The sequence below is a fragment of the Streptomyces sp. NPDC048018 genome, assembly GCF_043202995.1.
GTDB lineage: Bacteria > Actinomycetota > Actinomycetes > Streptomycetales > Streptomycetaceae > Streptomyces.
Genome location: NZ_JBIDBK010000005.1, coordinates 415,808 through 429,880 on the forward strand (window position 1 = coordinate 415,808; position 14,073 = coordinate 429,880).

Sequence of the window (14,073 nt, forward strand, 5' to 3'; positions counted from 1 at the left end):
AGAATGGGCGGCATGGAGATGCCGAGGAATGACAGGTCGCAGGAGAGCCCCCAGGTCCTCATCGTGGGCCAGGACGGGATGGCGCTCGGCGGCACTCAGGGTGACGACGAATCCCGCGAGGTCCCGTTGACGGAAATGGTCGAGCAGCCTGCGAAGGTCATGCGGATCGGCAGCATGATCAAGCAGCTTCTGGAGGAAGTCAGGGCGGCCCCTCTCGACGAGGCGAGCCGCGTACGACTGAAGGAGATCCATGCCAGCTCGGTGAAGGAGCTGGAGGACGGGCTCGCCCCCGAGCTGGTGGAGGAACTGGAGCGGCTCTCCCTGCCGTTCACCGACGAGGCGATCCCCTCCGAGGCGGAACTCCGGATCGCGCAGGCCCAGTTGGTGGGCTGGCTCGAAGGCCTGTTCCACGGCATCCAGACCGCGCTGTTCGCCCAGCAGATGGCGGCCCGCGCCCAGTTGGAGCAGATGCGCCGCGCCCTGCCGCCGGGCGCCGGGCACGATGATGACGACGAGCACGACCACGGTCCCGGCCGGGGCCGCGCGGTCGGCTCGGGGCCGTATCTGTAGGCCCCCGACCTGTCGAGGGCCCGGTCCCCGCGGTGTACGCCGCGGGGACCGGGCCCTCTTCCGTTTCCGTGCCCGGGGCGCTACGTCCCGGGCGCGAGCTCGGGTTGCTACGTCCCGGGCGCGAGCAGCAGCACCTTGCCGACGTGGCTGCTGTCCTCGACCGCCCGGTGGGCCTCGGCGGCGTCGGTCATCGCCACGGTCCGGTCCACGACCGGCGTCACCGTGCCCGCCGCGATCAACGGCCAGACGTGCTCGCGCACCGCGGCGACCACCGCCGTCTTCTCACCGGGCGGCCGCGACCGCAGCGTCGTCGCCAGGACGGCGGCACGCTTGGCCATCAGGGCACCCAGGTTCAACTCGCCCTTGACGCCGCCCTGGAGGCCGATGACGACCAGGCGCCCGTTGACGGCGAGCGCCTTGATGTTCCGGTCCAGGTACTTGGCGCCGATGATGTCGAGGATGACGTCCGCACCCGCCCCGTCCGTCGCCTTGTGGAGCTCCTCGACGAAGTCCTGCTCGCGGTAGTCGATGAGGATGTCCGCGCCCAACTCGGCGCAGCGGGCCAGCTTCCCGGGCCCGCCCGCGGTGACCGCGACCCGCGCGCCGACCGCCTTGGCCAGCTGGATCGCCATGGTGCCGATGCCGCTCGCCCCGCCGTGCACGAGGAGCGTCTCACCGGGCCGCAGGTGCGCGAGCATGAAGATGTTCGACCAGACGGTGCAGGCCACCTCGGGCAGCGCCGCGGCCGTCACCAGGTCCACGCCGTCCGGCCTGGGCAGCAACTGCCCCGCCGGGACGGCGACCTTCGTCGCGTAACCGCCGCCGACGAGCAGCGCGCACACCTCGTCGCCGACGGACCAGCCCGAGACCCCGGGGCCCAGTGCGACGATCCGGCCCGAACACTCGAGACCGGGGTACGGGGAGCTGCCCGGCGGCGGATCGTAGAAGCCCTGCCGCTGGAGCAGATCGGCACGGTTGACGGCGCTCGCCACCACCTCGACGAGAACCTCGCCCTCGGCGGGGACGGGATCGGGCACCTCGGCCCAGACCAGCGCCTCGGGCCCGCCGGGTTCCGGAATCGTGATCGCATGCATGTCGGCGAGGCTACTCCCGGAGCCGCGGACCAGGGTGGGGGCGGGGCGGGAACGGGAGGGAGATGAGGGCGGGGTGAGGTCGAGGGCAGGCGTGGGGAGGTCTCAGTCGTCGGCCGGGGTGGTGAGCGGGGTGAGGGGCGTGGCGCGCACGATGGTGATCACCCGGTCGGTCAGCTGGAGCGGGCTGGCGGCCGGATCGTCGTAGCCGAGCAGCCGGTGCCCGCGCAGCACGCTCACCACCAGGTCCTGCGTCTCGCGGACGTTCTTGCCCGCCTCGGCCTTGGTCACCGGGCGTTCGATCAGGTCGAGGCCGGACCCCTGCTGGATCAGGTCCTCCATCACCGTGCCCGCGCTGGGGCTGAGCACGGAGAGGCCGAGCAGCCGGCCGGCGGCGCTGGCGCTGGTGATCACGGCGTCGGCACCGGACTGGCGCAGCAGCGGCGCGTTCTCCTCCTCGCGGACCGCGGCGACGATCTTCGCGCCGCGGTTGAGCTGGCGGGCCGTCAGGGTGACCAGGACGGCGGTGTCGTCGCGCTGGGTGGCGATGACGATCTGACGGGCCTTCTGCACCTCGGCCCGCAGCAGAACGTCGCTGCGGGTGGCGTCGCCGATGACACCGACGAAGCCGTCGGCGTTGGCGGCCTCGATGACCTTGCCCGACGGGTCGACGATGACGATCTGGTCCTTGCGCAGCCCGGTCGCGCACAGCGTCTGGATCGCCGAACGCCCCTTGGTGCCGAAGCCGACGATGACGGTGTGGTCGCGCAAGGTGGACCTCCAGCGATTCAGCCGGAACTCCTCCCGGGTCCGCTCCGTGAGGACCTCGAGAGTGGTGCCGACCAGGATGATCAGGAACAGCACGCGCAGGGGCGTGACAAGCAGGATGTTCGCGAGCCGGGCGGAGTCGCTGTAGGGGACGATGTCGCCGTAGCCCGTGGTGGAGAGGGTGACGGTCGCGTAGTAGACGCTGTCGAGGAAGTCGAGCGTCTCGTCGGCGTTGTCGTGGTACCCCTCCCGGTCGACGTAGACGATGAGCACGGTCACCAGCAGCACGCCGAAGGCCATCAGGAGTCGCTTCGCGACCTGCCGCAGCGGCTTCTCCACCACCCGGCGCGGCAGCTTGATCCGCGAGTTCGCCTTCTCGTCGGCCTGGCGGGCCATCGCGTCGCGGCTGGGCAGTTTCACGTGAAACACACTCCTTGGGCCTCCCCGGGGGCGGAGAGGCCCGTCCAGGGCAGGTCGAGAACGTCGAGCGCCTCCCCGGGCCGTGCGCCACCGGGCGGGACCACCGCCATGCCGTCGGCGGCGGCGATGCCCCGGAGCATGGCGGGGCCGTTGTAGTGCAGCGGCGCCGCCTCGTCGCCACGCAGCATCACGGGCACGAGGCGGGTGTCGTACGGGTGCCCCTGGATCTCCTCGCGCACGGGAACGCGGTACGGCTCCGGGACCGACCGCCCCGCGAGGGTGCGCAGCAGCGGCGCGGCGAGCGTGAGCAGCCCGGAGACGGCGGCGAGGGGGTTGCCGGGCAGGCCGACGAGGTGCGCCGGGCCCGCACCGAGCTCGGCCAGGAGCATGGGATGGCCGGGACGCACCTTCACCCCGTCGACGAGCAGGGTCGCGCCCGCCTTGGCGAGCACCGGGTGCACATGGTCGACCGGTCCGGCCGCGGTGCCTCCGGTGGTGACGACCAGGTCGGCGTCGGAGCCGGTGACCGCCGTGTACAGCGCCTCGGCGTCGTCGCCGACCCGCCGGGTGCCGAGGACCTCGGCGCCGAGCGCCCTGAGCCAGGGGCCGAGCATCGGGCCGAGGGCGTCGCGGATCAGGCCCTCCCGAGGGAGCCCGGAAGCGAGCAGCTCGTCACCGAGGACGAGGACCTCGACCCGCGGGCACGGGTGCACGCTCAGCCGGTCGTAGCCGGCCGCGGCGGCGAGACCCAGGACGGCGGGCGTCACGGTGCTTCCGGCGGGCAGCAGCCGGTCGCCGGAACGGCATTCCTGGCCGCGGGGCCGGATGTCCTGGCCCGGGACGACCTCACGCTGCGCGTGCAGCTGCCCGACGGCGTCGGTGCGGGCGTGCTCGCTGCGGATGACGGCGGTGGCCCCCGGCGGCACCCGGGCGCCGGTCGCGATCCGTACCGCGTGACCGTCGTCGAGGGCGGCGGCGGGCGCGTGCCCGGCGAGGACGGCGCTCTCGGGGTCGACGCGCCAGGGACCCGGGCCGGCGACGGCCCATCCGTCCATGGCGGAGGTGTCGAAGGACGGAAGGTCGGTCAGGGCGTGGAGCGGCTCGGCCAGGACCCGGCCGAGCGCCGTCCCGAGGGGGACCTGCACCGGCGCTCGTCCCGCCGCCCGCGCCCCGGCCCGTGCGGCGACGGATCGGGCCTCGTGCCAGGGCGTGGCGCGATGCCGCTCGGCACCGGGCGCGGGTGCGGCACCGGGCGCGGGTGCGGCCGTGGGGCCGGAGTCGTTCCCGCGGGAGCGCCCGACGAGGGCGAGGACGTCGTCCACCCCGTCGTCGGGCACGCTCTCCTTCATGGTCATCCGGCCTCGTCCTGCTCGGCGGCCCAGCGCTGCGCGAGCGCCGCGGCCTTCTGCACGGCCTCCTTGACGGCCTCGGGGCCGCCCTCGCCGCCGGCGGCACGGGCCGCCGCGTAGCCCACCAGGAAGGTGGTCAGCGGCGCGGCGGGCCGGGCGACCCCGTGCGCGGCGTCACGGGCCAGGTCGAGCAGCAGGCCCGTGTCGACGTCCAGGTCGATGCCCAGTTCGTCCTTGACTGCGGTGATCCATTCATCCAGCACGTTCCCATGCTCCCTGATCCGCGCCCGGGCGGCGGCAATGTCCTCCCAGGTGTCGCAGTCGAAGGAGGCCGAGGCCTCCGCGGGAATCCGTACGAGGCGCAGACCCGCGGTGATCCGCCGCAACGGCAGCCCGTCGAGCCCGCCCTGCGCGGCGGCCACGCCGGCCAGCTCGCGCCGCAGGGCGGCGACCCGATAGGCGGCGACCAGGGGCTGCTCCCGGCCCTCGGCGTCGACCCCCATCACGGCCTCGGCATCGGGCGCGGCGGCCAGGGCGTCCACCAGCCGCCGGGCGGTCCCGGCGTCGAAGAACGGGAGGTCGGCGGAGAGGACGAGAACGAGTCCGGCGGAGCTGCCGGAGGCGCCGGTCCCCCGCGGGCCCGCGTCGGGCCGCCCGGGACCGGCCTTCGCGGAGGAGGAGCGGCGGGAGGAGCCGGCGGCGGACGGAGCGACGGCGGACGAGGAGCCGGCGGGCCAGGAGTCGGCGGGGGCTGTCCGGCCGGGCGTGGCGGCCTCGGCGAGGCGGCCCAGGCCCGCGGCGAGTGCGGCGACCGGGCCGCCGCCGGGCGGCTCCTCCCGGGTCCACTCGACGGGGCGGGCGGTGGCCCGGGGTTCGGCGACGACGACCGTGCGGCCGGCGTCGCGGCAGCCGGCCAGGACCCGGTCGAGGAGCGGGCGTCCGCCCACCCGTACGCCGGGTTTGTCGGCCCCGCCGAGGCGCCGGGCGGCGCCTCCGGCGAGCACGATGGCGTCGTACGCGGTCGTCATCCCAGCAGTATGGTCCGCGCCCGGCGGGGATGGCCCGGCGCCCGCCCGTTCGTCTCACCAAGGGAGACGCCCCGGTCCGGCAGGGACCGGGGCGTCCTCAGGAAGCGCGTCCGGGACCCGGCGTGGGGTGGGGTCCCGGACAGGACCGCCGGGAACCGGCGGGGCCCCGTGCCCCGATCGGCGTCCGTCCCGGCGGAGTTCCGTCGGCCGTCAGAGCGTGCGCAGCAGCACCGCCGGGTTCTCGACGCAGTCCGCGACGTAGCGCAGGAAGCCGCCGGCCGTGCCGCCGTCGCAGACCCGGTGGTCGAAGGTGAACGAGAGCTGCACCACCTGACGCACCGCCAGCTCGCCCTGGTGCACCCACGGCTTGGGCACGATCCGGCCCACGCCGAGCATGGCCGCCTCGGGGTGGTTGATGATCGGTGTGGAGCCGTCGACCCCGAACACGCCGTAGTTGTTCAGCGTGAACGTGCCGCCCGTGAGGTCCGCCGGGGTGAGCGTGCCCTGCCGCGCCGCCTCCGTGAGGCGCGCGAACTCGGCGGTGAGCGACTCGGCCGTGCGGCCGCCCGCGTCACGGACCACCGGGACGACCAGACCGCGGTCGGTCTGGGCGGCGAACCCGAGGTGCACCTCGGGCAGTCGGACGATCTCCCGTGCGGCCGTGTCCACCGTGGAGTTGAGCTCCGGGAAGCGGGCCAGGGCGTGCGTGCAGATGCGGGCGAGCAGGGCCAGGACGGAGATCTTCGGTCCGCCCGCCGCGTTCATCGCCGCCCGCGCGGCCATGAGTTCGGTCGCGTCGGCGTCGACCCAGCAGGTCGCGTCCGGGATCTCGGTACGACTGCGCGACAGCTTGTCGGCGACGGCCCCGCGCACCCCGCGCAGGGGGACGCGCTCGCCGGCGGCGGAGGTCCTCGCCGGGGCGGCGGCCGGCGCGGGCGCCGCCGCGGTGGCGTAGGCGGTCGTGGACCGGTCCCGTCCGGCGAGCGCGGTCTCGACGTCCGCCCGCAGGATCAGGCCCTCGGGTCCCGAGCCGCGGACCTGCCGCAGGTCGAGCCCCTTGTCGCGGGCGATCTTGCGCACCAGCGGCGAGATGACGGGCACGGGTCCCGCGGGGGCCTCCGGCTCCACGAGCGCGGCCGGAGCGGCGGTCGTGGCAGGCGCGGGGGCCGCCGCGGGGCCGTCGCGCCGCACCCGGCGGCGCCGGGCGGCGGGCCCGGCGGTGCCGTAGCCGACGAGCACGTTGCCCGAGTGCTCCGACGCGTCGGCGGGCTCGGCCGCCGACGCGGCCTCGGCCTGCTCGGCGGGAGCGGCGGTTCCGTCCGCTCCGGGGGCCCCGCCGACCGCGACGGTCAGCAGCGGCGCGCCGACCGGCAGCTCGGTCCCCTCGTCGCCGAAGCGGGCGGTGACGACGCCGCCGTACGGGCAGGGCACCTCCACCATCGCCTTGGCCGTCTCGACCTCGACGACCGGCTGGTCGATGGCGACGACGTCGCCCACGTTGACCAGCCAGCGCACGATCTCGGCCTCGGTGAGTCCCTCACCGAGGTCGGGCAGCTTGAATTCGAGCACCTGGGCCATCAGCTGCCCGCCTCCCACTGGAGCCGCGCGACCGCGTCGAGGACCCGGTCCACGCCCGGCAGGTGGTGCCGCTCCAGCATCGGCGGCGGGTACGGGATGTCGAAGCCCGCGACCCGCAGGACCGGCGCCTCCAGGTGGTGGAAGCAGCGCTCGCTGACCCGGGCGGCGATCTCTCCGCCGGGACCGCCGAAGCCGGTCGACTCGTGCACGACGACGGCCCGGCCGGTGCGCCGGACGGAGGCGCACACGGTCTCGTCGTCGAACGGCACGAGGGAGCGCAGGTCGACGACCTCCAGGTCCCAGCCCTCGGCCTGGGCCGCCTCGGCGGCCTCCATGCAGACCGGCAGGGAGGGGCCGTAGGTGATCAGGGTGGCGCTGGTGCCGCGGCGGCGCACGACCGCCTTGCCGATGGGCTCGACGGCCGTCGGCGCCTCGGGCGACCAGTCGGCCTTCGACCAGTAGAGCCGCTTGGGCTCCAGGAACACCACGGGGTCGTCGGAGGCGATGGCCGCGCGCAGCAGGCCGTAGGCGTCCTCGACGGTCGCCGGGGTGACGACGTGCAGGCCGGGCGTCGCCATGTAGTACGCCTCGGAGGAGTCGCTGTGGTGCTCGACGCCGCCGATCCCGCCGCCGTACGGCACCCGGACGACGATCGGCATCGGCATCGTGCCCCGGGTGCGGTTGCGCATCCGGGAGACGTGGCTGATGAGCTGCTCGAACGCCGGGTAGGCGAAGGCGTCGAACTGCATCTCGACGACCGGCCGCAGCCCGTACATCGCCATGCCGACGGCCGTGCCGAGGATGCCCGCCTCGGCCAGCGGCGTGTCGGTGCAGCGGTCCTCGCCGAACTCCTTCGCGAGGCCGTCGGTGACCCGGAAGACACCGCCGAGGGTGCCCACGTCCTCGCCCATCACATGGACGGTGGGGTCCTCGGCCATCGCGTCGCGCATGGCCCGCTGGAGCGCCTGGGCCATGGTGGCGGGCTTGGCCGCCTTCTTCGCGGCCGGCCGCGCAGTCGCGTGGGTGGTCATCCCGCCTCGCTCTCGGCGTCGAGCTCCGCCCGCAGCTGCTCCGCCTGCTCGCGCAGCTGCGCGGTCTTCTCGGAGTACACGTGGGCGAACAGGTCCATCGGGTCGAGCACGGGGTCGGCGTTCATGCGCTCGCGCAGCCGCGCCGCCATCGTCTCGGCGTCCTCGGCCGCCGCGCGGCGGGCCTCCTCGTCGAGGAGTCCGCGCTCGGTCAGCTCCCGCTCCAGGATCAGGATCGGGTCGTGCGCCCGCCAGGTCTCGACCTCGCTGTCGCCGCGGTAGCGGGTGGCGTCGTCGGCGTTGGTGTGGGCGTCGATCCGGTAGGTGATCGCCTCGACGAGGGTGGGTCCGCCGCCGCGCCGGGCGCGGGCGACCGCCTCGGTCAGCACCTGGTGGACGGCGACCGCGTCGTTGCCGTCGACGAGCCGGCCGGGCATCCCGTAGCCGACGCCCTTGTGGGCCAGCGACGGGGCCGCGGTCTGCTTGGCGAGCGGAACGGAGATCGCGAAGCCGTTGTTCTGCACGAGGAAGACGACGGGTGCCTGCCACACGGCGGCGAAGTTCAGCGCCTCGTGGAAGTCGCCCTCGCTGGTGCCGCCGTCGCCGACCATCGCCAGCGCGACCACGTCGTCGCCCTTGAGACGGGCGGCGTGGGCGAGGCCCACGGCGTGGGGGAGCTGGGTGGCGAGCGGGGTGCTCAGCGGGGCTATGCGGTGCTCGTGCGGGTCGTAGCCGGTGTGCCAGTCACCGCGCAGCAGCGTGAGGGCCTGGACGGGGTCGAGCCCGCGGGCGACGGCGGCCAGGGTGTCCCGGTACGAGGGGAAGAGCCAGTCCCGCTCCTCCAGGGCCAGCGCCGCGGCGACCTCGCAGGCCTCCTGGCCGGTCGTGGAGGGGTAGACGGCGAGCCTGCCCTGCTTGGTGAGTGCGGTCGCCTGCGCGTTGTACCGGCGGCCGCGGACGAGCTCGCGGTAGAGGCGGCGGAGCAGCTCGGGGTCGGCGTCGGCCACGGCGTCCGTGCCGAGCACGCGCAGCGGCTCGGCGTCCGGGAGCAGCGGAGTCGGGTCGGTGCGCGGCTGCCAGGCCGGCGGCGGGGTGGGCCGGTAGGCGCGGGCGGCACCGGGGGGCTCTTGGACTGTCGAACTGCGCTGTTGCAACGAGTCCACCTCCTCATGGGAGCGGGCATAAGACCCGAAGGCGGGTGGCGCGGAATGTGGCGCGCCTCACCTACCGATTGTTCGGTCGTGGAGGCATTTTGGCTACAGGCACCTTCAGCCTGTGGACAAACGGTTCTCCACGGCTTGGGATGGGTGCAGGTCGTCCACAAGAGAGAGGCGGGGGGACATGGCGGATGAACAAATGGCCGACGTCGAGGAGCAGGCGCACGGCGAGCCCCTGAGCACGCCCCCCGGCGCCACCCCTGCCATGCTCTCCCCGATGCCGCCGGCCCGCCCGCTGGACGCGATCGACCGGGACATCCTGCGGCTGCTCCAGACCGACGGCCGCGCTTCGGTGCGTTCCGTGGCCGAGCGGGTCCACGTGTCCCGCGCCAACGCGTACGCACGGATCAACCGGCTCATCGACGACGGGGTGATCCGCGGCTTCGGCGCCCGCGTGAACCACGAGCGGGCGGGCCACGGCGCCTCCGCCTACATCACCCTCAAGATCGTCCAGAACTCGTGGCGCACGGTGCGCGAGCAGCTCCAGGCGCTGCCGGGCGCCGCGCACATCGCGCTGGTCAGCGGTGACTTCGACGTCCTGCTCCTCGTGCACACCCCGGACAACAGAACGCTGCGCGAGCTGGTCCTGACCCGGCTCCAGTCCATACCCGAGGTGCTCTCGACCCGGACGCTGCTGGTCTTCGAGGAGACGGACCTGGACCCGCATCCGGGCCGCATGGGCTGACGGGTCCCCCCGGGCCGCGCCCCCGGCGGGTGCGCCTCCGGGCCGCGAAGGAGTCCACGGAAGGGCTCCGGGGGAGCCTCGGCCCGGCGGCCCCCGGCGCGCGCAGAGGGCCTCCCGGCGCGCAGAGTGACGCGGGCGCACACCGCGGGCCCCGAAAGCCGGAGTGCCTCCGAAAGCCGGAGTGCCTCCGAAAGCCGGAGTGCCCCCGACACCAGATGCCACGGAAAGCCTGCGGAGGCCCCGGAAGCCGAAAAGCCCGCCCGGGGGTCCCGGGCGGGCTTTTCGGTCGTCCCGTCGGTCGCCGCGACGGGACCGGGTGGTCTCAGCGGGCCGTCCGGAGCCCGTCGAAGGCCAGATGGACGACGGTGTCGGCGAGCTGGTCGCGCTCCGCCACCGAGTCCTGCTGGGGCCGGAACCACTCCACCAGCGAGTTGATCATGCCGAAGAGGAGCCGGGTGGCGAGCCGGATGTCCACGTCGGCCCGCAGGTCCCCGTCGGCCACGGCCGCCTTCAGGAGCTCGGCCACCCGGTGGTCGAACTCGCGCCGCCGCTCCAGCGCCCACCGCTCGGTGGTCGTGTTGCCCCGGACGCGCAGCAGCAGCGTCACGTACGGCAGCTCCTCGATCAGCACCTCGACGGTGCGCCGGGTGACGTACTCGACCCGCTCGATGGCCCGGCCCCGACCGGCCGCCGGCTCGTCGAGGATCGCGAAGAGCCCGTCGAGCGCCCGGCTGACGGCCCGCTGCAGCAGCTCCTCCTTGCCGGCCACGTGGTGGTAGATGGACGACTTGGAGATCCCGGCCGCCTTGGACAGGTGCTCCATCGAGGTGCCGTCGTAGCCGCGCTCGTTGAAGATCCGGACGGCGACCCGGAGGAGCGTCTCGGGGGTGTACGTGTCGCGTCGCGCGGTGGTCATCTCTTCTCCTCCGCCTCTGCGGCCGACTCGTCGCATCCCCGGCGGACCAGGGCGAGCGAGGGGGCGTAGCGGCCGGTCGGGTAGCGCTCGTGCAGATTGCCGAGCAGGTCGCACAGGCTGCGGTGGCCCAGGCGCCCGGCCCACTCCAGGGGGCCGGCCGGATAGTTCACACCGAGCCGCATGGCCGTGTCCACGTCCTCGGCGCTGGCGACCCCGCGGTCGACCGCGTCCGCGGCGACGTCCGCGAGCATGGCGACCGTCCGGGCCACGATCATGCCCGGCACGTCGCCGATCACGGACACCTTCTTGCCGAGCGCCTGGAAGAGGCCCACGGCCTCGGCCAGGACCTCGGGGTCCATGCCCGCGCGCGCCGACAGGACGATCCTGCCCGCCGCCGCGTAGTCGAGCGCCAGGTCGAAGTAGACGATCTCCTCCTGGTGGTACTCGAAGGAGCTCTCGCCGTCCGCGAGCCCGAGCCTCGCTCCCGAGGGCAGCTCGATGCAGCCCTCGCCCTTCGTGCGGCGCACCGCGATCCCGGCCTGCTCGAAGAGCTCCACCAGCGGCTCGGCGGGCCCGAGGTGGCCTCGCACGGTGATCCGGGCCGGTGCCTCGGCCGGCGCAGCGGTGTGCGGCTCGGGGCGCTCGGCGCCCTCCGCGTACGAGAACCAGCCCTGCCCCGACTTGCGGCCGAGCCGCCCGGACTCGACCAGCCGCCGCTGCGCGAGCGAGGGGGTGAACTTCGGGTCCTGGTAGAAGGACTCCCACACCGAGCGGGTGACGGCCTCGTTGACGTCCTGGCCGATGAGGTCGGTCAGCTCGAACGGGCCCATCCTGAAGCCGCCGGACTCGCGCAGGGCCGCGTCGATGGTGGCGGGGTCGGCGCCGCCCTCCTCGTAGATCCGCAGCGCCTCCGCGTAGAAGGGGCGGGCGACCCGGTTGACGATGAATCCGGGGGTGTCGGTGCAGCGCACCGGTGTCTTGCCCCAGCGCTTCGCCGTCTCGTACGCGCGCGTGGCCGCGTCCGGGTCGGTGGCGAAGCCGCTGACGACCTCGACCAGCGGCAGCAGCGGGGCCGGGTTGAAGAAGTGCAGTCCGACGAAGCGGCCGGGCCGCCTCAGCCCGCCCGCGATGGCGGTCACGGACAGGGAGGAGGTGTTGGTGGCGAGCACCGTGTCCGCCCCGACGACCTCCTCGAGGTCGGCGAAGAGCCGCTGCTTGACCGGCAGCAGTTCGACGATCGCCTCGACGACGAGGGCGGCGTCCGCGAGCTCGGCGAGCTCGCCCGCGGCGTGCAGCCGGGCGACGGCCGTGTCCCGCTCCTCCTTGCCGAGCCGCCCCTTCTCGACCAGCCGGTCCAGGCGGCCCGCGACGGCGGTCACGGCCTCCTCGGCACGGCCGGGGGCGCTGTCGTAGAGGCGGACGCGATGGCCCGCGACGAGGGCCACCTGGGCGATCCCCTGGCCCATGGTGCCCGTGCCGACGACGGCGACGGTGCCGGCCGGATCGATCGGTGCGGCCCCGGCGGCCGACACCGCGTCGCTCCCCCGGACGGTCGTGTTGGCGCTCATAGGAGTGATCCTCCCCGATGGGTTTTCCACAGGATCGCCGGACCCCCTTGTCCCGACCGATCGTTCGGTTACTCTAACTCCGTACGCGTCTCCCTGCCCAGCTCGACGAGGAGTTGGTCCACCCATGGCCACCGCTCAGCTGACCACCGACCGTCTGGCCGAGAAGCACCGGTCCACGCTCGATCAGGCCCTCGCCACGATCCGCACCCGCGCCTACTGGTCGCCGTACCCGGAGCACCCGAAGGCCTACGGAGAGAACGGCTCGCTGGACGCCGCCGCCGGACTCTCCGCCTACCAGGAGCTGCTCGGCCGGCGCTTCGAGCTCGACCAGCCCGGCACCGACGGCTGGGTCCCCGGCGAGACCTCGCCCTACGGCCCGGAGCTCGGCATCGAGTATCCACACACCGACATCGACGTCCTGCTGCCCGCGATGCGCGCGGGCATGGCGGCCTGGCGCGAGGCCGGCCCCGAGACCCGCGCCCTGGTGTGCCTGGAGATCCTCGGCCGGATCTCCGCCCGCACCCACGAGTTCGCGCACGCCGTTCAGCACACCAGCGGCCAGGCCTTCATGATGGCGTTCCAGGCCGGCGGCCCCCACGCGCAGGACCGCGGCCTGGAGGCCGTGGCGTACGCGTACGAGGAGCAGACCCGTACCCCGGCCGGCCGGTCGTCCTGGTCCAAGCCGCAGGGCAAGCGCGACCCGCTGGAGCTCAGCAAGGAGTTCACCGCGGTCGGCCGCGGCATCGCCCTGGTCATCGGCTGCAACACCTTCCCGACCTGGAACGGGTACCCGGGCCTCTTCGCCTCGCTGGCCACCGGCAACCCGGTCCTGGTCAAGCCGCACCCGCGCGCGGTGCTCCCGCTGGCCCTGACCGTCCGGGTCGCCCGCGAGGTCCTCGCCGAGTCCGGCTTCGACCCCGATCTGGTCGCGCTGGCCGCCGAGCGTCCGGGCGAGGGCATCGCCAAGACCCTGGCGGTCCGCCCCGAGATCAGGATCATCGACTACACCGGCTCGACCGCCTTCGGCGACTGGCTGGAGACCAACGCACGCCAGGCGCAGGTCTACACGGAGAAGGCCGGCGTCAACACGGTGGTCGTCGACTCCACCGACGACTACAAGGGCATGCTCTCCAACCTGGCCTTCTCGCTGTCGCTGTACAGCGGCCAGATGTGCACCACCCCGCAGAACCTGCTGATCCCCCGCGACGGCATCACCACCGACCAGGGTCCCAAGTCGTACGACGAGGTGACCGCCGACCTGGCGGCCTCGGTGGGCGGCCTGCTCGGCGACGACGCCCGGGCGAACGCGCTGCTCGGCGCCCTGGTCAACCCGGACGTGAAGGCGCGCCTGGAGGCCGCGGCAAGCCTCGGCGAGGTGGCGCTGGCCTCCCGCGAGGTGGTCAACCCGGAGTTCCCGGACGCCGTGGTGCGCACCCCGGTCATCGTGAAGCTCGACGGCGCCAAGCCGGACGCGGAGGCGGCGTACTTCTCGGAGTGCTTCGGCCCGGTGTCCTTCGCCGTCGCGGTCGACTCGACCGAGGCCGCCCTGGAGCTGCTGCGGCGCACGGTCCGCGAGAAGGGTGCGATGACCGTCGGCGCCTACACGACCTCGGCGGAGACCGAGCGGGCCGTCGAGGAGGTCTGCCTGGAGGAGTCGGCGCAGCTCTCGCTGAACCTGACGGGTGGCGTCTACGTGAACCAGACGGCCGCGTTCTCCGACTTCCACGGCTCGGGCGGCAACCCGGCGGCGAACGCGGCGCTCTGCGACGGCGCCTTCGTCTCCAACCGCTTTCGGGTGGTGGAGGTCCGCCGCCAGGCCTGACCTCCACCGGCCGTCGCCGGTGCCGGGCACGCG

General features: G+C 74.0%; 12 protein-coding genes. 3 read left to right on the top strand and 9 right to left on the bottom strand.

Annotated elements, in window-relative coordinates:
* The first annotated feature begins 12 nt into the window (after positions 1 to 12).
* On the top strand, positions 13 to 570 hold the full coding sequence (locus ACGF1Z_RS21795) for a bacterial proteasome activator family protein (protein WP_393006385.1): 558 nt from the start codon (positions 13 to 15) through the stop codon (positions 568 to 570).
* A 107-nt stretch (positions 571 to 677) separates the two neighbouring features.
* Here the strand turns inward: ACGF1Z_RS21795 and ACGF1Z_RS21800 are convergent, their stop codons facing one another.
* The 7 genes from ACGF1Z_RS21800 to pdhA form a co-directional block, all read right to left on the bottom strand.
* Positions 678 to 1,664 (bottom strand): NAD(P)H-quinone oxidoreductase, encoded by a 987-nt coding sequence (locus ACGF1Z_RS21800; RefSeq protein WP_393006387.1) that lies wholly within the window; start codon positions 1,662 to 1,664, stop codon positions 678 to 680.
* Between the two features lie 102 nt (positions 1,665 to 1,766).
* Positions 1,767 to 2,825 (bottom strand): potassium channel family protein, encoded by a 1,059-nt coding sequence (locus ACGF1Z_RS21805; RefSeq protein WP_393006920.1) that lies wholly within the window; start codon positions 2,823 to 2,825, stop codon positions 1,767 to 1,769.
* A gap of 20 nt (positions 2,826 to 2,845) precedes the next feature.
* On the bottom strand, positions 2,846 to 4,204 hold the full coding sequence (locus ACGF1Z_RS21810; RefSeq protein WP_393006389.1) for a molybdopterin molybdotransferase MoeA: 1,359 nt from the start codon (positions 4,202 to 4,204) through the stop codon (positions 2,846 to 2,848).
* On the bottom strand, positions 4,201 to 5,226 hold the full coding sequence (locus ACGF1Z_RS21815; protein WP_393006391.1) for a DUF6457 domain-containing protein: 1,026 nt from the start codon (positions 5,224 to 5,226) through the stop codon (positions 4,201 to 4,203). Before ACGF1Z_RS21815 ends, ACGF1Z_RS21810 begins: the two co-directional genes overlap by 4 nt.
* A gap of 210 nt (positions 5,227 to 5,436) precedes the next feature.
* Complete coding sequence (locus ACGF1Z_RS21820; RefSeq protein WP_393006393.1) at positions 5,437 to 6,804, bottom strand: dihydrolipoamide acetyltransferase family protein; 1,368 nt, start codon at positions 6,802 to 6,804, stop codon at positions 5,437 to 5,439.
* The gene (locus ACGF1Z_RS21825; RefSeq protein ID WP_393006395.1) at positions 6,804 to 7,835 is read right to left on the bottom strand and encodes an alpha-ketoacid dehydrogenase subunit beta; all 1,032 of its coding nucleotides are present in this window, start codon (positions 7,833 to 7,835) and stop codon (positions 6,804 to 6,806) included. The genes ACGF1Z_RS21820 and ACGF1Z_RS21825 overlap by 1 nt, the downstream gene beginning before the upstream one ends.
* Complete coding sequence (gene pdhA, locus ACGF1Z_RS21830; protein WP_393006397.1) at positions 7,832 to 8,995, bottom strand: pyruvate dehydrogenase (acetyl-transferring) E1 component subunit alpha; 1,164 nt, start codon at positions 8,993 to 8,995, stop codon at positions 7,832 to 7,834. The genes ACGF1Z_RS21825 and pdhA overlap by 4 nt, the downstream gene beginning before the upstream one ends.
* Before the next feature lie 193 nt (positions 8,996 to 9,188).
* Here pdhA and ACGF1Z_RS21835 point away from each other — a divergent pair, with 193 nt between their 5' ends.
* Positions 9,189 to 9,734 carry an Lrp/AsnC family transcriptional regulator gene (locus tag ACGF1Z_RS21835; protein ID WP_393006922.1) on the top strand — a complete coding sequence of 182 codons (546 nt, stop codon included), beginning with the start codon at positions 9,189 to 9,191 and terminating at the stop codon, positions 9,732 to 9,734.
* Between the two features lie 322 nt (positions 9,735 to 10,056).
* On the opposite strand, the gene ACGF1Z_RS21840 is transcribed toward ACGF1Z_RS21835, so the two are convergent.
* The gene (locus tag ACGF1Z_RS21840) at positions 10,057 to 10,650 is read right to left on the bottom strand and encodes a TetR/AcrR family transcriptional regulator (protein ID WP_393006399.1); all 594 of its coding nucleotides are present in this window, start codon (positions 10,648 to 10,650) and stop codon (positions 10,057 to 10,059) included.
* A complete protein-coding gene (locus ACGF1Z_RS21845; RefSeq protein WP_393006401.1) occupies positions 10,647 to 12,218 on the bottom strand; it encodes a 3-hydroxyacyl-CoA dehydrogenase in 1,572 nt (523 codons plus the stop codon). The genes ACGF1Z_RS21840 and ACGF1Z_RS21845 overlap by 4 nt, the downstream gene beginning before the upstream one ends.
* A gap of 124 nt (positions 12,219 to 12,342) precedes the next feature.
* Between ACGF1Z_RS21845 and paaN the strand changes: the two genes are divergently transcribed.
* Positions 12,343 to 14,040 carry a phenylacetic acid degradation protein PaaN gene (paaN, locus tag ACGF1Z_RS21850; protein ID WP_393006403.1) on the top strand — a complete coding sequence of 566 codons (1,698 nt, stop codon included), beginning with the start codon at positions 12,343 to 12,345 and terminating at the stop codon, positions 14,038 to 14,040.
* Positions 14,041 to 14,073: the final 33 nt, after the last annotated feature.

What these genes read in the sequence shown, in the direction of transcription:
- ACGF1Z_RS21845 (WP_393006401.1), bottom strand. Translation starts at nt 12,218, where the DNA reads ATGAGCGCCAACACGACCGTCCGGGGGAGCGACGCGGTGTCGGCCGCC.
- ACGF1Z_RS21795 (WP_393006385.1), top strand. Translation starts at nt 13, where the DNA reads ATGGAGATGCCGAGGAATGACAGGTCGCAGGAGAGCCCCCAGGTCCTC.
- ACGF1Z_RS21810 (WP_393006389.1), bottom strand. Translation starts at nt 4,204, where the DNA reads ATGACCATGAAGGAGAGCGTGCCCGACGACGGGGTGGACGACGTCCTC.
- ACGF1Z_RS21820 (WP_393006393.1), bottom strand. Translation starts at nt 6,804, where the DNA reads ATGGCCCAGGTGCTCGAATTCAAGCTGCCCGACCTCGGTGAGGGACTC.
- ACGF1Z_RS21835 (WP_393006922.1), top strand. Translation starts at nt 9,189, where the DNA reads ATGGCCGACGTCGAGGAGCAGGCGCACGGCGAGCCCCTGAGCACGCCC.
- ACGF1Z_RS21815 (WP_393006391.1), bottom strand. Translation starts at nt 5,226, where the DNA reads ATGACGACCGCGTACGACGCCATCGTGCTCGCCGGAGGCGCCGCCCGG.
- ACGF1Z_RS21825 (WP_393006395.1), bottom strand. Translation starts at nt 7,835, where the DNA reads ATGACCACCCACGCGACTGCGCGGCCGGCCGCGAAGAAGGCGGCCAAG.
- paaN (WP_393006403.1), top strand. Translation starts at nt 12,343, where the DNA reads ATGGCCACCGCTCAGCTGACCACCGACCGTCTGGCCGAGAAGCACCGG.
- ACGF1Z_RS21840 (WP_393006399.1), bottom strand. Translation starts at nt 10,650, where the DNA reads ATGACCACCGCGCGACGCGACACGTACACCCCCGAGACGCTCCTCCGG.
- ACGF1Z_RS21805 (WP_393006920.1), bottom strand. Translation starts at nt 2,825, where the DNA reads ATGGCCCGCCAGGCCGACGAGAAGGCGAACTCGCGGATCAAGCTGCCG.
- ACGF1Z_RS21800 (WP_393006387.1), bottom strand. Translation starts at nt 1,664, where the DNA reads ATGCATGCGATCACGATTCCGGAACCCGGCGGGCCCGAGGCGCTGGTC.